Annotated in this window: 19 protein-coding genes; 4 read left to right on the top strand and 15 right to left on the bottom strand. The window is 66.2% G+C overall.

The window, feature by feature from the left end; translation table 11 throughout:
* Positions 1-3: 3 nt before the first annotated feature.
* From ACZY0B_RS03070 to ACZY0B_RS03060, 3 genes are read right to left on the bottom strand one after another with little or no spacing between them, the layout of a single operon-like run.
* The gene (locus ACZY0B_RS03070) at positions 4-801 is read right to left on the bottom strand and encodes an Fpg/Nei family DNA glycosylase (protein ID WP_463762507.1); all 798 of its coding nucleotides are present in this window, start codon (positions 799-801) and stop codon (positions 4-6) included.
* Positions 802-809: 8 nt separating this feature from the next.
* A complete protein-coding gene (locus ACZY0B_RS03065) occupies positions 810-1,289 on the bottom strand; it encodes a ribose-5-phosphate isomerase (RefSeq protein WP_463762506.1) in 480 nt (159 codons plus the stop codon).
* 34 nt (positions 1,290-1,323) lie between these two features.
* Complete coding sequence (locus ACZY0B_RS03060) at positions 1,324-1,947, bottom strand: Rv2466c family mycothiol-dependent reductase (RefSeq protein ID WP_463762505.1); 624 nt, start codon at positions 1,945-1,947, stop codon at positions 1,324-1,326.
* A 120-nt stretch (positions 1,948-2,067) separates the two neighbouring features.
* Between ACZY0B_RS03060 and pepN the strand changes: the two genes are divergently transcribed.
* The gene (pepN, locus tag ACZY0B_RS03055) at positions 2,068-4,656 is read left to right on the top strand and encodes an aminopeptidase N (protein WP_463762504.1); all 2,589 of its coding nucleotides are present in this window, start codon (positions 2,068-2,070) and stop codon (positions 4,654-4,656) included.
* A 9-nt stretch (positions 4,657-4,665) separates the two neighbouring features.
* On the opposite strand, the gene ACZY0B_RS03050 is transcribed toward pepN, so the two are convergent.
* From ACZY0B_RS03050 to ACZY0B_RS03040, 3 genes are all read right to left on the bottom strand, one after another.
* Entirely contained in the window at positions 4,666-5,133 is a 468-nt protein-coding gene (locus tag ACZY0B_RS03050; protein ID WP_463762503.1) for a DUF5130 domain-containing protein, read from the bottom strand.
* Positions 5,120-5,344 (bottom strand): aa3-type cytochrome oxidase subunit CtaJ, encoded by a 225-nt coding sequence (gene ctaJ, locus ACZY0B_RS03045; protein ID WP_463762637.1) that lies wholly within the window; start codon positions 5,342-5,344, stop codon positions 5,120-5,122. The genes ACZY0B_RS03050 and ctaJ overlap by 14 nt, the downstream gene beginning before the upstream one ends.
* Positions 5,345-5,411: 67 nt before the next feature.
* Positions 5,412-6,107, bottom strand: a complete 696-nt coding sequence (locus ACZY0B_RS03040; protein ID WP_463762501.1) for an HNH endonuclease — start codon at positions 6,105-6,107, stop codon at positions 5,412-5,414.
* A gap of 144 nt (positions 6,108-6,251) precedes the next feature.
* Here ACZY0B_RS03040 and ACZY0B_RS03035 point away from each other — a divergent pair, with 144 nt between their 5' ends.
* The 3 genes from ACZY0B_RS03035 to ACZY0B_RS03025 are packed head-to-tail and all read left to right on the top strand — an operon-like array spanning position 6,252 to position 9,347.
* A complete protein-coding gene (locus ACZY0B_RS03035; RefSeq protein WP_463762500.1) occupies positions 6,252-6,647 on the top strand; it encodes a globin in 396 nt (131 codons plus the stop codon).
* A gap of 39 nt (positions 6,648-6,686) precedes the next feature.
* Positions 6,687-8,255 (top strand): glycoside hydrolase family 13 protein, encoded by a 1,569-nt coding sequence (locus ACZY0B_RS03030; RefSeq protein ID WP_463762499.1) that lies wholly within the window; start codon positions 6,687-6,689, stop codon positions 8,253-8,255.
* A gap of 54 nt (positions 8,256-8,309) precedes the next feature.
* Entirely contained in the window at positions 8,310-9,347 is a 1,038-nt protein-coding gene (locus ACZY0B_RS03025) for an FAD-dependent oxidoreductase (RefSeq protein ID WP_463762498.1), read from the top strand.
* Between the two features lie 8 nt (positions 9,348-9,355).
* Here the strand turns inward: ACZY0B_RS03025 and ACZY0B_RS03020 are convergent, their stop codons facing one another.
* The 9 genes from ACZY0B_RS03020 to ACZY0B_RS02980 all read right to left on the bottom strand — a co-directional run bounded on the left by ACZY0B_RS03020 (position 9,356) and on the right by ACZY0B_RS02980 (position 25,456).
* Positions 9,356-9,982: a DUF8185 domain-containing protein gene (locus ACZY0B_RS03020; protein ID WP_463762636.1), complete on the bottom strand. Its 627-nt coding sequence runs from the start codon at positions 9,980-9,982 to the stop codon at positions 9,356-9,358.
* Positions 9,983-10,014: 32 nt separating this feature from the next.
* A complete protein-coding gene (locus tag ACZY0B_RS03015) occupies positions 10,015-10,428 on the bottom strand; it encodes an acyl-CoA thioesterase (RefSeq protein WP_463762497.1) in 414 nt (137 codons plus the stop codon).
* Positions 10,425-15,254: an NAD-glutamate dehydrogenase gene (locus tag ACZY0B_RS03010; protein WP_463762495.1), complete on the bottom strand. Its 4,830-nt coding sequence runs from the start codon at positions 15,252-15,254 to the stop codon at positions 10,425-10,427. Before ACZY0B_RS03010 ends, ACZY0B_RS03015 begins: the two co-directional genes overlap by 4 nt.
* A gap of 103 nt (positions 15,255-15,357) precedes the next feature.
* Positions 15,358-17,034, bottom strand: coding sequence for an energy-dependent translational throttle protein EttA (gene ettA, locus ACZY0B_RS03005; protein ID WP_463762493.1), 1,677 nt, complete (start codon positions 17,032-17,034; stop codon positions 15,358-15,360).
* 91 nt (positions 17,035-17,125) lie between these two features.
* Positions 17,126-17,605, bottom strand: a complete 480-nt coding sequence (locus ACZY0B_RS03000) for a single-stranded DNA-binding protein (RefSeq protein ID WP_463762492.1) — start codon at positions 17,603-17,605, stop codon at positions 17,126-17,128.
* A gap of 160 nt (positions 17,606-17,765) precedes the next feature.
* Entirely contained in the window at positions 17,766-19,802 is a 2,037-nt protein-coding gene (locus tag ACZY0B_RS02995) for a bifunctional copper resistance protein CopD/cytochrome c oxidase assembly protein (protein WP_463762490.1), read from the bottom strand.
* 37 nt (positions 19,803-19,839) lie between these two features.
* A complete protein-coding gene (locus ACZY0B_RS02990) occupies positions 19,840-22,194 on the bottom strand; it encodes a glycerol-3-phosphate 1-O-acyltransferase (protein WP_463762489.1) in 2,355 nt (784 codons plus the stop codon).
* Positions 22,191-23,987, bottom strand: a complete 1,797-nt coding sequence (locus ACZY0B_RS02985) for an HAD-IB family hydrolase (protein WP_463762488.1) — start codon at positions 23,985-23,987, stop codon at positions 22,191-22,193. Before ACZY0B_RS02985 ends, ACZY0B_RS02990 begins: the two co-directional genes overlap by 4 nt.
* Complete coding sequence (locus tag ACZY0B_RS02980) at positions 23,984-25,456, bottom strand: WS/DGAT/MGAT family O-acyltransferase (protein WP_463762487.1); 1,473 nt, start codon at positions 25,454-25,456, stop codon at positions 23,984-23,986. Before ACZY0B_RS02980 ends, ACZY0B_RS02985 begins: the two co-directional genes overlap by 4 nt.
* Positions 25,457-25,483 lie beyond the last annotated feature (27 nt).

Genomic DNA, 25,483 nt, shown 5'->3' with positions numbered 1-25,483 from the left:
GAGTCACTTCTGGCAGGTCGGGCACCAGAACACGTTGCGGCCCTCCAACACTGCCGTGCGGATCGCGCCGCCACACACCCGGCACGGCTCACCGGCGCGCCGGTACACATAGGTGCGCGGCCGGTCCGGGCGGTAGGACGGCAGACCGTGATCGTGCTCGGGTGCCACCACGACGATCTTGCCGCGCCGCAGTCCGACCTTCATCAGCGCCACCAGGTCGGTCCATGCGGCATCGAACTCCGCCTCGCCGACCGCCCGACCGGGCCGGTACGGGTCGATACGGTGGCGGAACAACAACTCGCTGCGGTAGACATTGCCCACGCCGGCGATAATCGTCTGGTCCATCAGTAAGGCGCCAATAGGCCTGCGGGACTTCGTGATTCGAGCCCACGCCCACGCCGGGTCGGCATCGCTGCGCAACGGGTCGGGACCGAGCCTGGCCACGACGTCGCTGACCTGAGCCTCGTCGATCACCTCGCACACCGTCGGGCCGCGCAGGTCGGTTCCGTACCCGGCGCCGACCATCCGCATCCGCACCTGCCCGACCGGTTCCGGAAGCGGGGGGTGCTCCCATTCGGTGAAAGTGCCGTAGAGACCGAGATGTACGTGCACGATCGAGCCGCCGGCGTAGTGATGGAAAAGATGCTTGCCCCAGGCGCTGGACTTACGCAGCACCTGGCCGTCGACTGCGGCCGCCGCACCGGCGAAGCGACCTTGCGGGCTGGACACGGCGACCGGCGCACCGCCGAATCGCCGCTGGTGCAGCCGGGCCAGCCGGTGCAGCGTGTGCCCTTCGGGCAACGGAGTCCTTAAGCCTGCGCGCCGGGCACCGGCGGGGCCTGATGGGTGCGCTCGTACTCGTCGAGTATGTCGATACGTCGTTGGTGGCGCTGCGCTTTGGACCATGGCGTGGTGAGAAAGGCGTCGACGAAGCTCAGCGCTTCGGCCACGGTGTGCATCCGGCCACCAATGCCGATCAACTGTGCGTTGTTGTGCTGACGCGCCAGCGATGCGGTTTCGACGCTCCACGCCAACGCGCAGCGAGCGCCCGGAACCTTGTTGGCCGCGATCTGCTCGCCGTTGCCCGATCCCCCGATGACGATGCCCAAGCTGTCCGGGTCGGCCACCGTGCGCCTTGCGGCGTCAATGCAAAACGCCGGGTAGTCGTCCTCGGCGTCATAGGTGAACGCGCCGCAGTCGATCGGCTCGTGCCCGGCTTTCTCGAGGTGGTCGGTGATCGCTTGCTTGAGCTCGAATCCAGCGTGGTCAGAACCCAGGTAGACGCGCATGACCGTCATTGTGCACGACGGCCTAACGGCAGACCTAGTCGAACTCGGGCGCCTCGGTCCGGCTCCGCTTGAGCTCGAAGAAGTGCGGGTAGGCGGCGAAGGTCACCGAGGCGTCCCACAGCTTGCCGGCCTCCTCGCCGCGCGGGATCTTCGAGAGCACGGGGCCGAAGAACGCCACCCCGTTGACGTGGATGGTCGGTGTGCCGACGTCGTCGCCGACCGCGTCCATGCCGGCGTGGTGGCTCTTGCGTAGCGCCTCGTCGTAGTCGGTGCTGGTTGCGGCCTGGGCCAGTTCCGCGGGCAGACCCGCGTCGGCCAGCGACAGCTTGATGACCTCGTCGAGGTCCTTGTTGCCCTCGTTGTGGATACGGGTGCCCATCGCGGTGTACAGCGGGGCCAGCACCTCGGCGCCGTGGGCCTGCTCGGCGGCGATCGCCACCCGCACCGGCCCCCACGCCCGCTTCATGTTCTCGCGGTACTGCTCGGGCAGGTCTTCGCGGTTCTCGTTGAGTATCGCCAGGCTCATAACGTGGAAGTTCACCTCGATGTCGCGAACCTTTTCGACTTCGAGGATCCAGCGCGACGTGATCCAGCACCACGGGCACAGCGGGTCGAACCAGAAATCGGCTTGGTTTTTCTCGGCAGACTTCTCGGACATTGCGCGGTCCTCTCGGAAAGAGCTTCAGGGACGGTCATAACACCGTCTAGCACAACCGTAGTCGCCGTGCGCCTGTTCCCGGTCAGTACCGACAGCCGGCCGCGCTACTAGGTTGGACGAGTGGCCCTTCCTAACCTCACCCGAGACCAAGCAGTCGAGCGCGCGGCGCTGATCACCGTCGACAGCTACCAAATCAGCCTCGACGTCACCGACGGCTCCGGCGTCTCTGGCGGGCCCGGCGAAGGCACTTTCCGCTCCACCACCACCGTGGTGTTCGACGCACTCGCCGGCGCCGACACGGTCATCGACCTCGCCGCCCAGAACGTTCGCAGCGCCACCCTCAACGGCCGCGACTTGGACGTCTCGGGATACGACGAATCGACCGGCATCCCGTTGCGCGGCCTGGCCGACCGCAACGTCGTCGTCGTCGACGCCGACTGCCGCTACTCCAACACCGGCGAGGGACTGCATCGCTTCGTCGACCCGGTCGACAACGAGACCTACCTGTACTCGCAGTTCGAAACCGCCGACGCCAAGCGCATGTTCGCCTGCTTCGACCAACCCGATCTCAAGGCAACATTCGATTTGCGGGTGGCTGCGCCCGAGCACTGGAAAGTGATCTCCAACGGCGCCACCACCTCGATCGAGAACGGCGTGCACAGTTTTGCGATCACCCCGCGAATGAGCACCTATCTGGTTGCCTTGATCGCCGGCCCGTACACGCAGTGGAAGGACTCCTACCGCGACGAGCACGGCGAGATCCCGCTGGGCATCTATTGCCGGGCCTCGCTGGCGCAGCACATGGACGCCGAGCGGTTGTTCACCCAAACCAAGCAGGGGTTCGGCTTCTACCACCGCAACTTTGGCCTGCCCTACGCGTTCGGCAAGTACGACCAGCTGTTCGTGCCCGAATTCAACGCCGGCGCAATGGAAAACGCCGGGGCGGTGACCTTCCTCGAGGACTACGTCTTCCGCAGCAAGGTCACCCGCGCCTCCTACGAGCGGCGAGCCGAGACGGTGCTGCATGAGATGGCGCACATGTGGTTCGGCGACCTGGTGACCATGACCTGGTGGGACGACCTGTGGCTGAACGAGTCGTTCGCGACGTTCGCGTCGGTGTTGTGCCAAAGCGAGGCAACCGAATTCACCGAGGCCTGGACCACGTTCGCGACCGTCGAGAAATCGTGGGCGTACCGCCAGGACCAGTTGCCGTCGACGCACCCGATCGCCGCCGACATCCCCGACCTGGCCGCGGTCGAGGTGAACTTCGACGGCATCACCTACGCCAAGGGCGCCTCGGTGCTCAAGCAGCTTGTCGCCTACGTCGGGCTGGAGCACTTCCTGGCCGGGCTGCGCGACTATTTCCGCACGCATGCGTTCGGTAATGCCACCTTCGACGATCTGCTGTCCGCGCTGGAGCAGGCGTCGGGCCGTGACCTGTCGAATTGGGGTCAGCAGTGGCTGAAAACCACCGGGCTGAACACGCTGCGCCCGGAATTCGAGCTGGACGCCGACGGGAAGTTCACCCGGTTCGCGGTGACGCAAAGCGGCGCCGCTCCGGGAGCCGGCGAAACCCGGGTGCACCGGCTGGCGGTCGGGATCTACGACGAAGACGACGCGGGCAAGCTGGTGCGGGCGCACCGGGAGGAACTCGATGTCGACGGACCGGAGACGGAAGTGCCTGCGCTGGTTGGCGTTTCGTCCGGCAAGCTGATTCTGGTCAACGATGACGACTTGACCTACTGCTCGCTTCGCCTGGACGCCCAGTCGTTGCGCACGGCGCTGGAACGCATCGCCGACATCGCCGAGCCGCTGCCCCGCTCGCTGGTGTGGTCGGCGGCGTGGGAGATGACCCGCGACGCCGAACTGCGTGCCCGCGACTTCGTGGCGCTGGTGTCCGCAGGTGTGCAGGCCGAGACGGAAGTCGGGGTGGCGCAACGGCTGCTGCTGCAGGCGCAGACGGCGCTCGGCTCCTACGCCGAGCCGGGCTGGGCCCGTGAGCATGGCTGGCCGCAGTTCGCCGACCGGGTGCTCGAACTGGCCCGCGCGGCGCAGCCGGGTTCGGACCACCAGCTCGCCTTCGTCAACACGCTGTGCTCGTCGGTGCTGTCCGGCCGGCACGTCGCGACGCTGGCCGACCTGCTCGACGACGAGCCCTCGTCGTTGGGCCTGGCGGGCCTCGAGATCGACACCGACCTGCGCTGGCGCATCGTGACGGCCCTGGCCGCCGCCGGCGATGTCGATGCCGACGGGCTTGCGACTCCGTTCATCGATGCCGAGGTCCAGCGCGACCCGACGGCGACCGGCAAGCGCCACGGCGCCCAGGCGGCCGCCGCCCGCCCGCAGCTCGACGTCAAGGAGAAGGCGTTCACCACGGTGGTAGAGGACGACACCGTGGCCAACACATCGGCCCGCGCGATCATCGCGGGTTTCGGGGCGCCCGGCCAGGGCGAGTTACTCAAGCCGTTCGCCGCGCGCTATTTCCAGGCCATCGCCGGAGTCTGGGCGCGGCGCTCCAGCGAGGTCGCCCAGACGGTGGTGATCGGGCTGTATCCGTCCTACGACATCAGCGAGGACGGCGTCGCCGCCGCCGACAAGTTCCTGACCGCGCCGGACTCGGAGGTGCCGCCGGCCTTGCGCCGCCTGGTGCTCGAGGGGCAGGCCGGGGTGAAGCGGGCGTTGCGGGCCCGCAAGTTCGACGGTGCTTAGCTAGCGCCGTTACGCCGGGGAAATCCCCGCGCTGAGCACGCGGATCGCGCTGACGAGGCCGTCGACCAAGTGGCCCTGCTCGAACGCCGACGACGCGGCGGCCACACCCAACGGGGCGGCCGACTCGGCACCGCGTCCGCGAACCTCCGAGCCGTAGACCACCTCGATGACGGCCTGGTCGGGCGAGACGGCAAGCAGCACCGCGTTGTTCGGCGTCTGCACGTCGGCCAGGATCTCGCGAGCCCGCGCTGCGGTGTCGCTACCCAGGTCGCCGATGTACACGGCGAACCGCGTCATCGACTGGCGCGAGCCGTATTTCAGGGCGTCGTCGATGGCGACGAGGTCCTTGGTCGGGAACGGGTAGTGCACGGACAGCTCGCCGGGCTCGGTGACGCCGGACACCCGTCCGCTGGTGGTGATCGCAAAGCCCGCGGGCAATGCCGCGGGCGCCTTCGTCGCTACCTCACCATGTGCCACTGGCGCCACCTCCGACCGAGAACTCCGATGCGTGATGTCCGGGTGAATGGCCGACGAATTCGTCGGTGGCTGCCCACAGAACCGGCGGATGCGTCCACGGCTCGGACATCTTGTAGGTCGCGGGGTGCGGCCCCTTGCGCGACCAGATCAGCGCCGCCAGCACGATCACCAGCAACGCCGGGATTCCAACCAGGTACAGGTGAATCTCCATAGCGCTCACGACGGAAACCGTATCCCACCGAGTGATCCGGCGGCGCGCTTGGACACAAGATTGGCGATCAGGCCGCGCCCTCGCCGAGGTACCGGACCCAGGTTGGATCCATTTCCTTGACCGTGGACAGCAGTCGCCAGTGCTGCCCCGTCGGCGGCAACGGCGCCCGGCGCAGGGCCCAGCCGAGTTCAGTGAGCAGCTTGTCGCCCTTGCGGTGGTTACAGGTCGAGCAGCAGGCGACGCAGTTCTCCCACGAGTGGTCACCGCCGCGGCTGCGTGGCACGACATGGTCGACGGTGTCGGCCTTGGCCCCGCAGTAGGCACAGCAGAACCGGTCGCGGTGCATCAGCGCGGCACGGGTCATCGGGACTCGGGCCCGGTACGGAACCCGGACATAGGACCGCAGCTGGATCACCGACGGCACCACGATCGACTCGCTCGCCGAATGGATGACCGGTCCGGTGGGATCGGCGTGCACCACGTCGGCCTTGCCACAGATCACCATCACGATCGCTCGCCGCATCGGCAGCGCGGTCAGGGGCTCGTAAGTGGAGTTCAGCAGCAGCACCCGTCGGCGACTCCAGATCGACACACTCTCGTGCCGGGTGGGCGGGTGGGTGTCGGCGCCCGGGGCGGGGCGGTGGGAAAGACCCTGGGTGGGGCGGTGGGAAAGGCTATGCAGGGATGACACGGTTGGGGGCCCGGTTAACCCTGCCGCGGCCCCAGAACTGCGGTGGCCGCGGCGTTTCTTGCCCTGCGCCATAAATCCTCCGCGGATAGTCCACCATGATTCGCGGCCAATCGCACGCCTAATTGCTGGTGCACGCCGTGTCGAAACGGTGAACAGCGATTGCAACTCCGGCCCGTTTGACTTCGCCGGCCGACGGATGCACCACAATGGGACGTGATGGATCAGGTACAACAGTCCTTTTACGACGCTGTCGGCGGTGCCGAGACCTTCAAGACGATCGTGGCGCGGTTCTATGCGCAGGTCCCCGAGGACGAAATCCTGCGCGAGCTGTACCCCTTGGACGACCTAGCGGGTGCCGAAGAGCGGTTACGCATGTTCCTCGAGCAGTACTGGGGCGGCCCGCGCACCTACTCCGACCAGCGTGGACATCCCCGGCTGCGGATGCGTCACGTTCCGTTCCGAATCACCCCGATCGAGCGCGACGCGTGGCTGCGGTGCATGCACACCGCGGTCGCGTCGATCGACTCGCAGACTCTCGACGACGAACACCGTCGCGAGTTGCTCAACTATTTGGAAATGGCCGCACACTCACTCGTCAATACCCCTTTTTGACTTCTAGCCTTTAACGCCCAGCGAACTGAACGGAGCAGGATGAGCCCCGGAGCATGGTGGTCGAGCGCGGTTTTTTACCAGGTCTATCCCCGATCATTCGCCGACAGCAACGGTGACGGCATCGGCGACATCGACGGGTTGGAGGCCCATCTGGACTACCTCGAGCGGCTGGGGGTGGATGCGATTTGGCTCAACCCTGTCACCGTCTCGCCGATGGCCGACCACGGCTACGACGTCGCCGATCCCCGTGACATCGACCCGCTGTTCGGCGGCATGGCCGCCATCGAGCGGCTGATCGCGGCGGCCCACCAGCGCGGCATCAAGATCACCATGGACGTGGTGCCCAATCACACCAGTTCGCAGCATGTCTGGTTCCAGGCGGCGCTGGCGGCCGGGCCGGGCACCGAGGCGCGGGAGCGCTATTACTTTCGCGATGGTGTCGGCCCTGACGGGGCGCTGCCGCCCAACAACTGGACCTCGGTGTTCGGCGGGTCGGCCTGGACGCGGGTGGTCGAACCGGACGGCAATCCCGGCCAGTACTACCTGCACCTCTTCGACACCGAGCAGCCGGACCTGAACTGGGAGAATCGCGAGGTCTTCGACGACTTCGAGAAGTCGCTGCGGTTCTGGCTGGAACGCGGCGTGGACGGCTTCCGCATCGACGTGGCGCACGGGATGGCCAAGCCGCCCGGCCTGCCCGACGCGAAGGACGACATCAAAATTCTGAGTCACAGCGACGACGACCCACGGTTCAACCACCCGAGCGTGCACGAGATCCACCGCGGCATCCGCAAGATCGTCGACGACTTTCCCGACGCGGTGACCATCGGCGAGGTGTGGGTGATGGACAACCTCCTGTGGGCCGAGTATCTGCGGCCCGACGAACTACACCTCGGTTTCAACTTCCGGCTGACCAAGATCGACTTCGACGCGGGCCAGATCCATGACGCGATCCAGAATTCGATGGAGGCCATCGCGATCCACGACGCCATACCGACCTGGACGCTGTCCAACCATGACGTGGGACGTGAGGTCACCCGGTACGGCGGCGGCGAGATCGGGCTGCGCCGCGCGCGTGCCATGTCGATGGTGATGCTCGCCCTGCCGGGCACTGTGTTCATCTACAACGGCGAGGAGCTGGGCCTGCCCGACGTGTTGGACCTGCCCGACGAGGTGCTGCAGGACCCGACGTGGGAACGCTCGGGGCACACCGAGCGGGGCCGCGACAAATGCCGGGTTCCGTTGCCGTGGTCGGGCGAGGCTCCCCCGTTCGGATTCTCCAGCTCGCCCGACACCTGGTTGCCGATGCCCGCGGATTGGGCATCGCTGACGGTGGAAAAGCAGGACGCCGATCCCAACTCGACATTGTCGTTTTTCCGCACCGCGCTCAAATTGCGCAGGGACCGTGCCGAATTCGACGGCGTCGAGCTGGAGTGGCTGACGGCAACGCCCGACGCGCTGGTATTCCGGCGCAGCACCGGCGGTCTGGTGTGCGCGCTGAACACCGGAAAGCGTCCGATGCCGCTGCCCGCCGGCGAACTCATTTTCGCCAGTGCGCCGTTGGTCGACGGCCAGTTGCCGACCGACACGGTGGCCTGGTTGGTCTAGCTTCGGGCCGTCGGGCGATTCGCGCCGCGGCCCGCGCTGGCCTATATGTGTTACATGGCAGCATATGCGTGGGCAGTCGTCGGAGCCGGCCCCGCCGGAATTGCCGCGGTGGGAAGGCTTTTAGATCAGGGCATCGCGGCGGACAAGATCGCCTGGATTGATCCTGCTTTTGCGGCAGGCGATCTCGGCCAGAAGTGGCGGTCGGTATCGAGTAACACCATCGCCGAGACCTTCCTGAGTTTCCTGAATGGCTCCTCGGCGTTCCGGTTCTCGGAGGCACCGGCATTGCCGCTGCACCATGTCGACCCGGACGACACGTGCGCCCTTGACCTGGTCGCAGATCCCTTGGTGTGGATTACGCAGCACCTGCGTGAGCGGGTGCATGTCTTGCAAGCGACGGCGACATCGTTGCATTTGGGTAATCGGCAGTGGCGAATCCAAACAGAGCAACAAGAAGTCTTCTCCGACAATGTGATTCTGGCCGTCGGCGCGGTTCCCAAGACGCTTGCATACGCTGGCCTGGACGAGATTGCGGTGGAGGTCGCGCTGGATCCCGACCGGCTCGCCGAGCAGTCGCTCGACGGTTCGACGGTGGCCGTGTTCGGCTCGTCGCACTCGTCGATGATCGTGTTGCCCAATCTGCTGAGCCATCCCGTCAAGCGGGTGATCAATTTCTACCAAGGACCGCTGAAATATGCTGTCTATCTGGATGATTGGATCCTTTTCGACGATACCGGCCTCAAGGGCCGGGCAGCCACGTGGGCCCGGGAAAACATCGACGGCGTCTACCCGGAACGACTCGACAGGTGCTGGGTATCAAGCCCGGAATTCGACGACAAACTCGCGCAATGCGATCGCGTGGTCTATACCGTCGGCTTCGAGCGCAGAAAGCTGCCCGAGACGCCGCAATGGGGCCAGCTGGACTACAACCCGAGAAACGGAATCCTTGCGCCCGGGCTGTTCGGGCTGGGCATCGCGTTTCCCGAATATGCCGAAGATCCGTACGGGTTCGGCCAATACCGGGTGGGGCTCAAGAAGTTCATGGACTACCTGGATTCGGCTTTGCCGTTGTGGTTGCAGTACGGGGCCTGACGCACCGCTCAGCGCAGCACCAGCGCCGCTTGACCGCGGCGGCGATAGACCGAACCGAACCTGGCGTCGAGACGCAACCACGCCGGAAGTGTCCGAACCCGGATCATTTCGCTCGCGTCGATTGCATCCCTTGACTGCGGCAGGAAACCCATTGCGGTCAAAGCGAACACACAACGCATCGGCAGTCCCACGCTGGTGTCGGCCGAGCTGACCCGGATCACCTCCTGGTCGAGCAGCGAGGCCGGCGGACCATGCGAGCTGCTGTGTTCCTTGGCGAGCTGCGCGCCGCGTTGCGCCAGGTCCAGCATCACCTGGGCCGGCACGTCATCGAGGTAGGTGAAGCCGGATTCCGGGGGCAGTGCGCTGCGCCACGACGAGTCCATGGCGAACCCCGGATCGACGTAGCCCGTGTCGTCCATTCCGGCCAGCCCGCGCGCCAACCCGTCCGCGGCGACCGTCATGTCCTCGGGCCGCACCTTGCCCACCACAACCCGGCTGGCCAGCACGTCGAATCCGGTTGCCATCCAAGCCGTTAGCAAGCCGGAAGATCGGGCGCGAAGCCGTATCACCGCGGCGTCGTCGAGGCGTGCCGCATGATCGACGAACGCAGCCAGATCGGTACGGTGGGCCTCCATCGATGCCGGGCCCAGCCATAATCCACGCTCAGCTAACGCAGCCACCGTTGCAAATACTCCCGATGATTTGGCGAGAGTCGCACCAGCCGCTGCTCCTCGATGTGAACCGCGGCCAACTGCGACTCGGCGATGACGGCAGGCCTGGATTCCGGATCGGCGTTCACCGAACGCACTTCGTAGCCCAGTGTGAAGTCGACCGCTCGCAGTCGCTTGGTCCAAATAGTCACCTGCAGAGGCGAATCCGCCAACCGCAGCTGATCCTTGTAGGTCACCCGCACGTCGGCGATCAGCAGCCCGATCGTGGTGATGTCGGCGCCGAACGGGTCCGTGAGGAACGGGACCCGCGCCTCTTCGAGGATGGTGACCATCGTGGCGTGGTTGACATGCTGGTACATGTCGATGTCCGACCAGCGCACCGGCACGGGTGCGACGTACCCGATGCTCACCCCGACGTCCCCCGCCCACTGGTTTGGGTCATGCGGCGGATCTGTCGCGCGGCCACCGACAGCGTCGCGAGATCCGTAGCGCCGCTTTCGTAGATTTCGGTGAGCGTGCGCTGCGCCCGCTGGACCCGGGAGGCGCTGATGTGTTCCCACTCGACGATCTTCTCTTCCCCGCTTTCGTCCGGCTCCCCCGCGGCCAACACGTCGAGACATAGCGACCGCAGCGATGCGTAGATGTCGTCACGAATTGCCAGGCGCGCCAACGAATGCCAACGGTCGTATCGCGGCAGCGCGGATATCGCGGTGAGCAGGCCGTCGGTGCCCAGCCGGTCCATCAGCGCGAAATACGTGTCGGCGACGTCGGCGGTGTCGGTCTCGGTGATGTCGGCGATGTCGATGATGTCGAGCAGGCTGAAGCGGTATAGGCCGGCCGCTACCAGGTAGGCCAGGTCTTCGGGAGCACCCTCGGCGGCAAACGCTCCGGCTTCCTGTTCGACGATGGCCTTGTCGTCACCGCGCAGCCACTCCGACATCCGCGGCGTCAGCGCTTTGACCTTGGCGGCGAACCGGTTGATCTCGGCGCCCACGGCCAACGGTTGCGGACGGTAGTTGAGCAGCCAGCGTCCGGCACGGTCGATCAGCCGTCGGGTATCCAGGGTCATCCGGTCCGACAGCGCGACCGGGATGTCCGCCGCACGGATGCCCCGCCAGATGTGCTCGATGCCAAAGATCGCATCGGTGGCGACCCAGGTCCGTACCGCGTCGATCGGCCCGACACCGACGTCCTGGGCGATCCGGTACGCGTAGCTGATGCCGGCGGCGTCAACCAGGTCGTTGATCAACATCGTCGTGACGATTTCGCGGCGCAGCTGGTGGGTGCGGATCTCCGGAGTGAACCGTTCCCGCAACTGTGTCGGGAAATAACGGGGCAACCGGGACTTGAAGACGTCCTGCTCGGGCAGTTCGGTGGTCAGCATCTCCTCCTTGAGGAGCAGCTTGACGTGGGCCATCAGCGTGCAGAGTTCGGGAGAGGTGAGCCCGATGCCGGCTTCGGCTCGCCGCGCGATCTCCTTCTCCGACGGCAGCGCTTCCAGTTCGCGGTCGATGCCGTGTTCTTCGAGGTACTTGATCTGCATCGCGTGCACCGGAAGCAGGCTGGCGGCGTTGGCGCGGCTGGTGCCCATCAGATCGTTCTGGTCCTCGTTGTCGGTGAGCACCAGTTGGGCGACCTCGTCGGTCATCGACTCCAACAGCGGTGTGCGCTCATCGGCCTTGACCTTGCCGGCGGTGACTAGCCGGTCGATCAGGATCTTGATGTTGACCTCGTGGTCGGAGCAGTCCACACCGGCGGAGTTGTCCATCGCGTCGGTATTGATCCGCCCGCCGGTCAGGTCGAACTCGACGCGGCCCAAGGCCGTCACGCCGAGGTTGCCACCCTCGCCGATCACCTTGGCGCGCAACTGGTTTCCGTTGACCCGCACCGGGTCGTTGGCGCGGTCGCCCACATCGGCGTCGGACTCGGTTTCGGCTTTGATGTAGGTGCCGATACCGCCGTTGAACAGCAGATCCACCGGTGCGAGCAGGATCGCCTTGATCAGGTTCGGCGGGGCCATCTCGCTGACCTCGTCGTCGATGTCGAGCGCCTGGCGCACCTGCGGGCTGACCGGGATGGCCTTCTGCTCGCGGCTGTACACCCCGCCGCCCTCGCTGATCAGCGACTTGTCGTAGTCCTCCCAGCTGGAGCGCGGCAGGTCGAACATCCGCTGGCGTTCCGGCCACGATGTCGCGGCATCGGGGTCCGGGTCCAAGAAGATGTGCCGGTGATCGAAGGCGGCGATCAACCGGATGTGCTTGCTCAGCAGCATGCCGTTGCCGAACACGTCGCCGCTCATGTCGCCGACGCCGACGACCGTGAAGTCCTCGGTCTGGGTGTCTACGCCCATCTCGCGGAAGTGTCGTTTGACGGCTTCCCAGGTGCCCTTCGCGGTGATGCCCATGGCCTTGTGGTCGTAGCCGACCGAACCGCCGGACGCGAACGCATCGCCCAGCCAGAAGCCGTAGGACTTGGCGACGTCGTTGGCGATGTCGGAGAAAGTGGCGGTGCCCTTGTCCGCGGCCACCACCAGGTAGGCGTCGTCGCCGTCGCGACGTATCACCTGCGGTGGCGGGCTGACGTGTCCGGTTGAATGGTCGACGTTGTCGGTGACATCGAGCAATCCGGAGATGAAGAGCTGATAGCAGGCGACACCTTCGGTGCGGGTCGCATCGCGGTCGGCCGCGGCGTCACCGGTGGGCAGCGGCGGCCGCTTGAGGACGAACCCGCCCTTGGCCCCGACCGGCACGATGACGGCGTTCTTCACCGCCTGCGCCTTGACCAGACCCAGGATCTCGGTGCGGAAGTCGTCGCGCCGGTCCGACCAGCGCAGCCCGCCGCGGGCCACCGGGCCGAACCGCAGGTGCACGCCCTCGACCCGGGGTGAATATACGAAGATCTCGTACTTGGGCCGCGGCAGCGGAAGCTCGTCGACCAGTTGGGCATCCAGCTTGATCACCAAAACATTGCGGGCCCGGGCCGAACCCTCGTGTGTCACAAAGTAATTGGTGCGCAAGGTGGCCTGCACCAGTGACGCGAAGGCACGCAGGATGCGGTCGGTATCCAGGCTGACCAGCGCGTCGATGTCCGCGGCGACCGCGGCGGCGGCCGTTTGCGCGTCGCTGCTGGGCGATCCCGAGGTCGTGGGATCGAACAGCGCTTCAAACAGCGTCACGAGTGATCGCGCGGTCGAGGCGTGCTCATTGAGCACAGATTCGATGTAGGACTGACTGTAGGGGAAGTTGGCCTGCCGCAAGTACTTTGCGTAGGCGCGCACCAGCACGACCTGCTGCCAGGTGAGGCCGGCGCGCATCACCAGCTCGTTGAAGCGGTCGATTTCGACCCGGCCGTGCCAAATCGCGGTGACCGCGTCGGCGAAACGTTCGGCCATCGCGTCCCGCTCGGCTTGCGTCTGCGCCAGGTGGATGGTCGGGTGCGGCGAGATCCGGAATTGGTAGATCCACACCGGCAATTCGTCCGGCCGGGTGACCGTGAACGGGCGCTCCTCGAGGACGACGACGCCCATGCTCTGCAGCATCGGCAGCAGCTGGCTCAGCGACGCGCTGTGTCCACCCAGAAACCAGTTCAACTGGGCCAGGCCGTCCCCGCGATCGGAGAACACCAGCTTGACGGAATCATCGGTCAGCTCTTTGATGATGGCGATCTGGTCGATGGCATCCTCGGGGGTGACGGCCGACTTGTAGGCCTCGGCGAATGCGCCGGCGTAGTGCTCGGCGTCAGCGTGGGTCACGGTGCCGGTGGGCGCGGCGGCGATGAGCCGGTCGGACCAGGTGCGCGCGGCCTCGCTGACCAGCGCCTGGATTCGGATCCGGTTGTTCTCGGAGACGTCGACCGGCCCGGCATCTTCCGGCAGTCGCACCATGAAATGCATGAGCGCCCAAGGTGATTCACTGACTCGCGCGGTGAATTCCAGTCGCGTCCCGCCGAATTCACGAACCAGGATGTCCTCGATCTGCAATCGCACGGCTGTGGTGTAGCGATCGCGGGGCACGTAGACCAGGCAGGAGACGAAGTAGCGCAGCCGGTCGGCGCGCAGGAACAACAACGCTCGCCGTTGGGACCCCAGATCGACCACGGCTTTGGCCATCGTGAAAAGCCGTTCGCCGCTGAGGGTGAACAGCTCCGAGCGCGGCACGGTCTGGATCACGTCGAGGATCAGCTGGGCCGGGTGGACGGGGTCGCTGTCCGCCATCGCCAGCGCCTCGCGGACCCGGCGCGAGATCGACGGGATCTCCAGCACGTCCGCATTCATCGCGGCGACGGTGAACAGCCCGACGAAGCGGTGCTCGAGCACGCCGTCGTCGACGTATTCGCGAACCCCGATGGCATAGGGATATGCCCCGTAGCGCAGATAGCTGCCGACGGTGGCCTGGGCCAGCACCAGCAATTTGTCGTCGTCGGTCAGCCGCGGGCGGGAAACGGTGCGGCTGCGCATCACGCCGAGATCGCTTGTCCCGTCGCCGGAGACCCGACCGTCATGCACCCGGCAACGCTGGTAGCCCAGCAGCAGGAAATTCCCGTTGCCCAGCCAGCGCAGCAGCGCCGCCACATCTTCGCGGTCGGGCGCCGAGAAGCGGCCGCCGACGTTGGTCTCGACGTCGGCGGCCAGGTTGCTCAGGGCGGCGATGATCGCTGCTGCGTCGGCGGCCACCTGCTGGACGTCGCTGAGGACTTTGGGCAGTACCCTTTCGACCTCGGCGAGCGCCTTGGTATCGACGGATGGCACGAACTGGATGTGGATCCAGGCCTCGCCCACGTATTGCGGTGTCCCGGGGGCTTTCGGCTCGATGCTGAGCAGCTCACCCGACGCGTCGCGCTGCACGTCGAACACCGGGGTCATCAGGGCCGTGTAGGAGACGCCGAGCCGGTGCAATAGCACCGTGACGGAATCCATCAGCATGCCGCCGTGGTCGGTGACGACCTGCAGCGCGGGCCCGAAGCCCGCGGGATCATCGGGCGGGTAGACGGCGACGCAGCTTTCGCCGTGCGGGCGGTGCCGGCCGAGCCGGTAGTGCGCGCCCAGCAACGCCGGGCTGACGATGGTGGCGGGGATGGTCAGGTCGACGACACCGGTTTCGAGGGTTCCGGGCTCCTTATCGTGCGGGCCGCGATAGGTCTCGATGTAGGCCTTCGGGATCCACTCGGGAATGTCCGACATTTTGGTGAATGCGGTCCACGGCGTCGTTTCCTGCTTCGGTCCGGAACCGATCGTCATGCCGTTAGCTCCCCACTCAGGACGGATGGCACTACGCCGAGTCGCCGCACTCTTCGGCGACCGAACCGGGCGCGTCGTCGCGGGGCAGCTGGCAAAGCTGACACTAGTCCCGCGTGAGCTTGCGGTGGGTTACCCGGTGCGGCCGCGCCGCGTCGGCTCCAAGTCGCTCCACCTTGTTTTCCTCATATGCGCCGAAGTTGCCTTCGAACCAGAACCACTTGGCCTCGTTGTCGTCGTCGCCCTCCCACGCCAGGATGTGCGTGCAGGTGCGGTCGAGGAACCAGCGGTCGTGCGAAATCACCACCGCGCAGCCGGGGAATTGTTCGAGCGCGTTCTCCAGCGAACCGAGTGTTTCGACGTCGAGGTCGTTGGTGGGCTCGTCGAGCAGGATCAGGTTGCCACCCTGCTTGAGCGTCAGCGCGAGGTTCAGCCGGTTGCGCTCGCCACCGGACAGCACTCCGGCGGGCTTCTGCTGATCGGGACCCTTGAATCCGAACGCCGACACGTAGGCCCGGGACGGGACTTCGGTTTGTCCGACCACGATGTAGTCCAGGCCATCCGAGACGACTTCCCAGACGTTTTTCTTCGGATCGATGCCCGCGCGGGCCTGGTCGACGTAGCTCAGCTTGACCGTCTCACCGACCTTGACCGTGCCGCTGTCCGGCTCCTCGAGCCCCACGATGGTTTTGAACAGCGTGGTCTTGCCGACGCCGTTGGGGCCGATGACGCCGACGATGCCATTGCGCGGCAAGGTGAAGGACAGGTCCTTGATCAGGGTGCGTCCGTCGAAGCCCTTGTCGAGATGTTCGACCTCGACAACCACGTTGCCCAGTCGTGGCCCGACGGGGATCTGGATCTCCTCGAAATCGAGCTTGCGCGTCTTCTCCGCCTCGGTGGCCATCTCCTCGTAGCGCTGCAGCCGGGCCTTGCTCTTCGCCTGCCGGGCCTTCGCCCCGGAGCGCACCCAGGCCAGCTCGTCTTGCAGCCGCTTTTGCAGCTTGACGTCTTTGCGCCCTTGCACCGAAAGCCGCTCGGCCTTTTTCTCCAGGTAGGTCGAGTAGTTGCCTTCGTAGGGATAAGCCCGGCCCCGGTCGAGTTCCAGGATCCATTCGGCGACGTTGTCCAGGAAGTAACGGTCGTGGGTGACGGCCAGGATCGCTCCGGCGTAGGCGGCGAGATGCGCTTCGAGCCACTGCACGCTTTCGGCGTCCAGGTGGTTGGTCGGCTCGTCGAGCAGCAGCAGGTCGGGCTTGGACAGCAGCAGCTTGCACAGCGCCACCCGGCGGCGCTCACCACCGGACAGGTTGGTCACCGGATCGTCGGGCGGCGGGCAGCGCAGCGCGTCCATCGCCTGCTCCAGCTGCGAGTCCAGGTCCCACGCGTCGGCATGGTCCAGGTCCTCTTGCAGCCGGCCCATCTCCTCCATCAACTCGTCGGAGTAGTCGGTGGCCATCAGCTCGGCAACCTCGTTGAAGCGGTCGAGCTTGACCTTGATCTCGCCCAAGCCCTCCTCCACGTTGCCGCGAACGGTCTTCTCCTCGTTGAGCGCCGGCTCCTGTTGCAGGATGCCGACCGTGGCGTCGTTGGCCAGGAATGCCTCGCCATTGTTCGGCTTGTCCAGACCGGCCATGATCCGCAAGACGCTCGACTTACCGGCGCCGTTAGGACCGACGACACCGATCTTGGCGCCCGGGAAGAAGCTCAACGTGACGTCGTCCAGGATCACTTTGTCGCCGTGCGCCTTGCGGACCTTTTTCATCGTGTAGATGAACTCAGCCATGCCGCGGTTTTGCCTTTCTGGTTCTTGAGAAGGATCTCGCGGACCATCCTAGGCATCACCGAACAGGTGGAACCGGACGCCCGACCCTCAGCTAAGCCGACAGGGATAGCGGGCTGCCGTCCGCGGCGCCGTCGCCGGACTCCGCCGAGTCGTCGTCGGCCGCCGGCTCGCCTTCGCCCACGACAGCAGCCGGCGGTTCCGCGTCGGGACCGGTGTAGCCGGGCTTCTCGATGCGCACGATCGCGCGAGACAGATCCGGGCCGACCGACGTCGCTCGCATCTCCAGCGACGAACGGCGATTGCCGTCGCGGTCCTCGTACTCGCTGGTGTAGACGTGGCCCACCACGATCACCGGTGCACCCTTGCCCAGCGCGGCACCGACCCCGGTGACCAGCTTTCCCCAGCAGTTGACGGTGATGAACAGCGAATTTCCCGGCTCCCAACTGCCGTCACCGGTGCGCCGGCGTGAATTGCTGGCCACCCGGAACTTGATGAGTTCCTGATTGCCGACCTTGCGGCGCTGCAGGTCGTTGACGATGTGACCGACGACGGTCAGCGAGGTTTCGAACATGGGCTCAATTTCCTTTCGCAGGTGTCTCAGGTAGCGCTCTTGCTTGGTGCTCATTGAGCGCCGAGGCACCGACGAGTCGTCGGCAATCCGGTCCGTTCTCAGCCGTTGCGCGGCGAGCCTGTGCAAAAAGACGCGACTGGGGATAAGCCGCTACGCGGGATCACTCCGCGGCCGGGGGACCCTGTGACGCCGGCTTCGGTCCGCCCCCGCGGGCCATTTCGGCCAGCATGGCGTTGTAAGCGGTCAGGTCGGCGTCGTCGTTTCGGTCGGCCGCCCGGTCAAGACGCCGCGCGGTTCGTGCGTCGCTGCGGGCCCACTGCACGAGCAACGCGAGCATGACGATCACGAGCGGCACTTCCCCTGCCGCCCAAGCGATTCCGCCGCCCAAGCGTTGATCACCCAGCAGATCGGTATGCCAACTCAAGCCCAGTGACCGGTAGTAGGCCTCCCCGAGCACGGTCGGGGTGCCCATCAGTTCCACACCGAAGAACGCGTGCATGGGCAGGGAGGCGAACACCACGCCCACCTTGGCGAGCGGTGGGATCGGCCGCGGGGTGGGGTCCACGCCGATCACCACCCAATAGAACAGGTAGCCGCTGACCAGGAAATGCACATTCATCGCCAGATGCCCGGCGTGACTGCCCACCGCGTTGTCGAAGATGCTTCCGAAGTACAGGCCGTAGAAGCCCGCGATGAACAACACCGTGGCCACGATCGGATTGGTCAGAACCTGCGACAGCCGGCTGTGCAGCGCGGCCAACAGCCATTCCCGCATCGCCGGCGGATCATCGCGACCGGCGGCCGGCAACGCCCGCAACGCGAGGCTGACCGGCCCGCCCAGCACCAGCAGGATCGGCACCATCATCGACAGACCCATGTGAGCGGCCATGTGCATGCTGAACATCGCCGGCATGTAGCGGCCGACCCCCGACGACGTCACGAACAGCAGGGTCAGGCAGCCCAGCAGCCACGCCGCGATGCGGCCGGACGGCCAGTGATCGCCGCGGCGGCGCAGCCGCAGCACCGCCGCCACATACAGCGCGGCCAAAACGATCGCCGCCGTGCCGAAAACCAGATCGAAGCGCCAGTCGAACAGGATGCGTGCCACCGTCGGCGGGCCGTCGAAGTCATAGCCGATCTCGGCCTCCGGAATCGACGGAAGCCGCAGCGGTGGCGGCGGCGGCGGGGTGCGGCCCAGCCCGACGGCGATACCGAACGTCACGCCGAACAGGGCAGCCTCGACGAGCGCCAGCCGTACCAGGACACTGCGCTTCTGGGGATCATCTTGCAGCGCAACGACTCCGGCGCGCCGCTGACGCCAGCCCAGGACGCCCAGTGCACACAGTGCGACGAACTTGGCCAGCACCAGCCGCCCATACGTCGTGGTCAGCAGGTCCGACGGCAACACCCGCACCAGGGCGTTCATCACACCGCTGAGCGCCATGGCGACCCAGCACCACAGGGCGATGGCCGAGAAGCGCCGGGCCGCAAGGGCGAGATGGTCGCCGCCGCGCAGCGCGTGAGCGAGCAGAGCCAGCAGCCCACCGGCCCACAGGCTGGCGGCGACGAGGTGGATCAGAAGGCTGTTGGTGGCCAGGTCGTGCGCGCCGCCGGCCGACGAGTGGCCGGTCAGCCCCAGCGGGATCAGGGTGACCACCGCCCCGGCGACCAGCAGCGGGGTCCATGACCAGCGCAGCACCGCCAAACTGGCCAGCGTCACCACCGCGGCCAGGACGGCCGTCCAGCGCCACGCCGAAGCAGTGCCGACCAGGCTGGCCAGCGACCAGAGCCGCAACGGATTGAGCTGCTCGGACAGCCGGTGACCGGATACATCGGAAATGGTCAGCGGGATCAGCAGGAAGGCGCACACGGCCCATCCGCCCGACGCGACGGTCCCCACTCGGAGGGCGCGGTAGCCGCCGGCGTCGAGCACGCCGGACTTCTGCGGCGGCACCAGGAACGCCGCGAAGAGGAACGACCCCACCGCAAGCACCGCGGCGATCTCGCCCGCCGCCCGGACGAACGGCAGGCCCAGCGTCGTCGCCGGGCCCGGATCGGGCAATCCGGTGGCGGTCAGCGCGTCGGCCAGCGATAACGCCCCGATGCCGGCCGCCGTGCAGCCGGCCAGCACCGCGACGCCGGTGAGCAGCGGCCACACCAGATCGCGGGCCTTGGCTGCGGACTGGCCAACCGTCATGCGTCCAGGGTATGGGCGGGCACCCGCACCGCCCGCGCTACCCGGCCTGGCGGGCGGTGCGCTGCTGACGCGCTTGGTATTCGCGGGCGACGAATTGGTTGCGCGCGATTTGCTCGACGTAGCTGAAATCCCGCAGAATCGCCCGCAATTCCCGCCGGAAGGCGATCCGGCGTTCGGTCAGATCCGCGGCCGGTGCGATCAGATCCTGATAGGCGACGACCTGAAGCGCGGTCGCGAACAGCAGGGTCGACACCGATTCGCTGCTGCGCACCCGGGTCTGTGCCACGTATTGCCGGCCGACCCCGAGCGCCAAATCGGTGAGTTCCTTCTGCCCGATATCCGCCGGCGCATCGCGCAACACGTCGGCGACGATCTCGTAGGCCTCGAAGAACACCCGCAGCATCGCGTCGGACATCAACGGCCGCTTGGCAAACAGCATCGCGTCGATCTCCTCGCCGCCGGCGGCGACGTGGGCTTCCCAGTCGTCATGCCACGCCATCTCTTCGGCGATGTTGTCGCGGAATGCCGCGGAATCGGCGAAGTAGAAGTCGAACTTCAGCAGATCGCGCAGCCGCATCGCCTGAGCCCAGAAAGCCTCGATGCGATCGCCTTCGGTGTGCCTGGCGTGAGCCAGGGCCAGTTCGACGATCGAGGTCTCCAAGAAGGCGTGGATGACCGAGTTCCGGTAGAACGCCGCGGCGTGCTGCTTGTCGGGCGCGATGAGCCACACCGGCTCGCGGCCACTGTCGACGCGGGTGATCGGGTGTCCGTTGGACAGTGCGTCGACGGCTGCACGCACCCCGTCGCGGGTGCGCAGCCGCAGCGCGCTCGTCGACACCGGGGTGTTCTTACGCTCGAGGTAGTCCAGTGAGTCCTGCAACGTGTGGTGCAGTTGGTCGAGGGTGAGGGCCGCGCCGCGCGTGGTGAGCAGCAACGCGCACACCAAACCCGTCGCCGTCACCGGGGTCGCGCGCAGGATCCGCCACGCGACTTCGAACGACATCTTTTGCAGCGCAAGCCGTTTAGCGTCGTTATCTTGGGCCAACGTCCCGTGCGACGGACCGAGGTACTGCCGCATCGAGACCGCTTCGGGGAAGCGGACATAGATCTTGCCGTAGTTGCGTTCGCCCTGGGCCTTGATGAAGTTGTACAGCCATAGCACGCCTTCGGGTGTCTTTTCTCCGCCGCGGGCGTAGGCGGCGTACTCGGCGGTCTCGTGCAACTGGTCGAAACCGATCGAAACCGGTTGCAGCAGAATGTCTTCGCTGCGGCCATCCAAATAGGCGTCGGCCACATAGGACATCAGACCGAGCTTGGGTGGCAGCATCTTGCCGGTGCGCGAACGAGTGCCTTCGATGGACCAGCTCAGATTGAATCGCTTCTCGACGATGTAGCCGACGTATTCGCGCAGCACGTACTTGTAGAGCGGGTTGTTGGCGATGTCGCGGCGGATGAAGATGACGCCGGAGCGCCGCAGTAACGGCCCCATCAATCCGAATGACAGGTTGATACCGGCGAACACATGCACCGGCGGCAACCGGTTTTCCTGCATCGCCACCGGCACCACCGCGCCGTCGATGTAGGACCGGTGCGAGAACAGCAGCACCGCCGGATGAACTTCCAGCCCGTTGCGCATCGCCGCGACCTGAAACGCGTCGTAGTCGATCTCCGGATCGAATCCGCGGCAAATCAGCTTGGCCAGAACGGAAACCAGGTCGACGGACACCCGGCTCCATCCGGTGGCCAATTCGTCGAGCATCTTGCCCGCTTCGTCGACGCCGGCATCCGGAATCTTCTTCAGGCCCGCGCGAAACCGGCTGGACGCCAAGATCTCCGGCTTCAGCAATCGCGGGGATTTGTACTGCGGCCCGAGGATCCGATACTCGGCGCGTTCCAACGCCAAAAGAGCACGGCGCGCGACGAACTGGGCGAAATCGCGCTCGTCCTCCCCGACGGTGGTGTCGCGCCACTGCTGGCGGAGTTCGGACACCTTGGCCGCCTCGCCGGCCACCACCCGGGCCCGGTGCCGATCCTTGCGCACGATGTGGCGCTGCCGACGTTGATTGGGGTGGTAGGGATCCCAGCCGGGAAGCAACCCTGCCAGCTTCGCGGCCCTGCCGCGATCGGGTGCCGGTAGCCAGAAGACCCTGACCGGCACAATCGATCGGTCTTCTCCGGACTCGAGCCGATCCACCAGCAGATTCAGCGCGGCCTGCGGCGCGTCGGCCGGGGGCAGTTTGAGCACGTCGAGCTTCACATCCGGATTGCGGGCTCTCTGCTGGCCGAGCCAATCCATCACCAGCTGCGTTTCGACGCCGGACTCCATGGACGCCAACACCAGCGAATCTTGCGCGGTCAGGACTGCGCTGGTAGTTGCGGCCGGTTGTGTCACGTGCGCCCTCTGGGCAGAGATGTCGACTCGGTGCTGCCGGGCTGGTCCGCGCCGGACTGCGGCGCTTCACCGTCTTTGAGCGCGACCTCGGAGTCGTTCGGATTCGGCTGGGCCGGTTGCGATTTGGCTGCGGGCTTGGACGCCGCTTTTTTGGGCCTGGCCTTCTTGGCCGCGGCCTTTTTCGCAGGGGCCTTTTTCGCCGGGGCCTTTTTCGCAGCCGGCGCCTTTTTCGCAGCCGGCGCGTTTTTCGCAGCCGGCTTGGCACGGGCTCTCTTCACCGCTTTTTCCTCGGCGTACAGGTCGACCTCGGGCAGTTCGTCGACCGGCCAATTGGCCAAAGTGTCCAGATACAGCTGGCGCACCTCCGCGATGCGATCCGGCAGCGTCTCAACTGTCCAGTCCGTCACCGGAATCGGCGGGAACACCGCGACGTCAACCGTGCCCGGGTTGATCGTGACGGAGTTTCGGGCAGCGACGATCTCCGCATTCCGAATCACGATGGGCACGATCGGGATCCCCGCCGCCATCGCGAGACGGAACGGCCCTTTCTTGAAGGGACCGACCTCGGTGGTATCGAGCCGGGTTCCTTCAGGAGCCATCAGAATCGACAGTCCGTTCTTGGCTCTCTCTTCGACGATGCGCATCGTCTCGAGCGCGGCCTCCGGATCGTCGCGGTCGATGAACACACCGTCCAACGCCTTGCCGAGCAGCGCCATGATCGGGTTCTTTTGCAGTTCCTTCTTGGCCACCGCAACCCAGTTGTCACTCACCAGCGCACCGGCGATGACGGGGTCGACCTGGTTGCGGTGGTTATAGATAAAGACGGCCGGACGTTGCGCGGTCAGATTCTCTTTCCCGACGACATTGACGTGTACTCCGGTGGTCGCGAGCACCGTCTGGGAAAAGTTGGAGGTAAAGAAGTTGGCGCCCCGCCGCCGGCTACCGGTCAGCACACCCATCGCCACTGCGCCGGCCCCGACGGGCACAATCGAGCCGAGCCCGGCAAGTGTGCGCACCTGCCGGCGGATACCGACCGGGCCGCGGCTGGAGAATCTCAGAATCGGCCAGCCGCGGCGCTTGGCGACGGCGGCCATCTTGCCTTCGGGATTGGTCGGCCGCGGATTGCCGACCAAATACATCAGCGCGACGTCCTCGTCGCCGTCAGCGTAGAAGTAGCTGTCCTTGAGATCGATGCCGTTTTCCGCTGAAAATCGTTGTACTGCAGCAGCTTTGCCCGGGCCCCAAAGGATCGGCTCCACGACACCGCCGGTGAGCAACCCGTCCTCGTTGGTCTCGAATTTGTTGGTGAGCGTGTTCGCGATTCCGAGAAAACGGGCCACCGGATTGACCTGAATGGTCAGCGCCGACGAGCTGAGCACCACGGTGTGGCCGCGCGCGACGTGCGCCCGCACCAGCTCACGCATCTCCGGGTAGATGCGTGACTCGATCCGCTGCACGAACAGCCGCTCACCGATCTCCTCCAAGTCGTCGATGAGTCGCCCGGCCAGCGCCGCGGAGGCCTTGCCGATCAGGTCTTCGAACTCGATGCGCCCGAGCGTGTGGTTCAGGCCGGCCTGAACCATGCTGAGCAGCTCCCCCACTCCCATGTCGCGCCGCCTCAACCGCTCCTGGGTGAGGATGACCGCGGTGAAGCCAGCGACCAGGGTCCCGTCCAGATCGAAAAAGGCGCCGATCTTGGAGCCGGCGGGACTGGCGAGGATCTCCGCGACCGAACCGGGCAAGCGTAAATCCTTTGCCGGCGTTGACTTCTGGCTTTCTCCGGCGCGGCTCATGAGCCCGACACCGATCGAGATGCCGCATCGGCTTGTTCGGTGAACGATGCCGGCACCGCCCGCGGCGCCGGATCACCCGCCAGCGCGAGAATCTCGTCGAAGCCCTCCAACAGACATTGGGCGAACAACGCCTCCTTCTGCACGGCCGCCCTGTCATAGCGCACGGTGATGGTGCACCACCCCCCTCGTGAAATCAGTACCACCATCATCGCCACACCAGGCAGTGGGCCAATGCCGTACTGCCGCAAAACTTTTGCACCAGCAATATAGGTATCGCCCGGATAGACCGGGACATTGCTGGCCTGCACATCGGACCCGACCACCGAGCCGGTGATCCCCTCCAGCACCGCCGACGGCAACACACTGAGCACCGGCGCCATGGATCCGATGATGTTCATCGCGGGCTCGTCACGGCGCTGGGTCATCTGGGCGCGAATCTTCTTCATCCGCGACACCGGATCGGCGGTGCCCAGCGGAGCCGCCAAGTTGACGCCGGTGAACCGATTGCCGCCGGCCGTGTCGGCATCGGCCCGCAGGCTGACCGGCACCGCCATCGGCAGCGTGCTGATCGGCACGCCGAGTGCCTGGTGGTAGCGCCGCAGGGCGCCGGACAGACCCGCCAGATACGCATCATTGATCGAACCGCCACCGGCTTTGGCCGCCCTGTGCAAATCGGAGAGCCGGATGTCGATCGCTTCGGTACGCGACGCCAGGCTGCGCCGTCGCAGCAGCGGCGAGGGCTCGGCGGCGCGGTTGATCACCCGCACACCGGAGACGGCGTAGTCCACGATCCCCGACACCGTCGACACGGGTTCCAGGATCGCCCGCCCGGCCGCGGAGACAGCCCCGGCCACCGCACCCGCGACGCCGCCGACGATCGCAAACGGCAGGCGGTTGAAGCCCTGGCGCATCAGATCGTTGGGTGACAGATCCTGCGGGATGGGCAGCGGCGGAGTCGGCCTGGCCGGCGGATCGCGCTCGAGGTCATAGATCTCGGCGAACATCTCCACACCGCCGACGCCGTCGGTGACCGCGTGGCTGACGTGCAGCAGCGTCGCGGCCTGGCCGTCGGGCAGACCCTCTACCAGTGTCGCCGTCCACAGCGGTCGCGAGATGTCCAGCGGCGACTGCAGGATCAGCTCGGCGAGATCGAACACCTCGCGCAGGGTGCCCGGCTCGGACACCTTGACCCGGCGGACGTGGAAGTCCAGGTTGAAATCGGGGTCCACCACCCAGCGCGGTGCGGCCGTCGGCAGCGTCGGCACGACGACCTTCTGCCGAAGCCGCAGCACCTTGCGCGACGCGTTCTCGAAGCGGGTCCGGAACCGGTCCCAGTCCGGGGTGGTGTCGAGCAGTTCCAGCGCCATGATCCCCGACCGGGTCCGCGGATTCGCTTCGCCTCGATGCAGCAGATAGTCGACCGGTCCGAGCTCGTCGGACAATCCGACCGCCTCAACAGACTCAGCCATGATCATCCACTCGACGCGTCAACCTCG

This window comes from Mycobacterium sp. IDUB_19 (assembly GCF_055419445.1).
This window is presented reverse-complemented; position numbering and strand designations above follow the sequence as displayed.

What these genes read in the sequence shown, in the direction of transcription:
- ACZY0B_RS03065 (WP_463762506.1), bottom strand. Translation starts at nt 1,289, where the DNA reads ATGCGCGTCTACCTGGGTTCTGACCACGCTGGATTCGAGCTCAAGCAA.
- ACZY0B_RS03060 (WP_463762505.1), bottom strand. Translation starts at nt 1,947, where the DNA reads ATGTCCGAGAAGTCTGCCGAGAAAAACCAAGCCGATTTCTGGTTCGAC.
- ctaJ (WP_463762637.1), bottom strand. Translation starts at nt 5,344, where the DNA reads ATGGAGATTCACCTGTACCTGGTTGGAATCCCGGCGTTGCTGGTGATC.
- ACZY0B_RS03040 (WP_463762501.1), bottom strand. Translation starts at nt 6,107, where the DNA reads ATGGCGCAGGGCAAGAAACGCCGCGGCCACCGCAGTTCTGGGGCCGCG.
- ACZY0B_RS03035 (WP_463762500.1), top strand. Translation starts at nt 6,252, where the DNA reads ATGGATCAGGTACAACAGTCCTTTTACGACGCTGTCGGCGGTGCCGAG.
- ACZY0B_RS03030 (WP_463762499.1), top strand. Translation starts at nt 6,687, where the DNA reads ATGAGCCCCGGAGCATGGTGGTCGAGCGCGGTTTTTTACCAGGTCTAT.
- ACZY0B_RS03025 (WP_463762498.1), top strand. Translation starts at nt 8,310, where the DNA reads ATGGCAGCATATGCGTGGGCAGTCGTCGGAGCCGGCCCCGCCGGAATT.
- ACZY0B_RS03020 (WP_463762636.1), bottom strand. Translation starts at nt 9,982, where the DNA reads ATGGAGGCCCACCGTACCGATCTGGCTGCGTTCGTCGATCATGCGGCA.
- ACZY0B_RS03010 (WP_463762495.1), bottom strand. Translation starts at nt 15,254, where the DNA reads ATGACGATCGGTTCCGGACCGAAGCAGGAAACGACGCCGTGGACCGCA.
- ettA (WP_463762493.1), bottom strand. Translation starts at nt 17,034, where the DNA reads ATGGCTGAGTTCATCTACACGATGAAAAAGGTCCGCAAGGCGCACGGC.
- ACZY0B_RS03000 (WP_463762492.1), bottom strand. Translation starts at nt 17,605, where the DNA reads ATGTTCGAAACCTCGCTGACCGTCGTCGGTCACATCGTCAACGACCTG.
- ACZY0B_RS02995 (WP_463762490.1), bottom strand. Translation starts at nt 19,802, where the DNA reads ATGACGGTTGGCCAGTCCGCAGCCAAGGCCCGCGATCTGGTGTGGCCG.
- ACZY0B_RS02985 (WP_463762488.1), bottom strand. Translation starts at nt 23,987, where the DNA reads ATGAGCCGCGCCGGAGAAAGCCAGAAGTCAACGCCGGCAAAGGATTTA.
- ACZY0B_RS02980 (WP_463762487.1), bottom strand. Translation starts at nt 25,456, where the DNA reads ATGGCTGAGTCTGTTGAGGCGGTCGGATTGTCCGACGAGCTCGGACCG.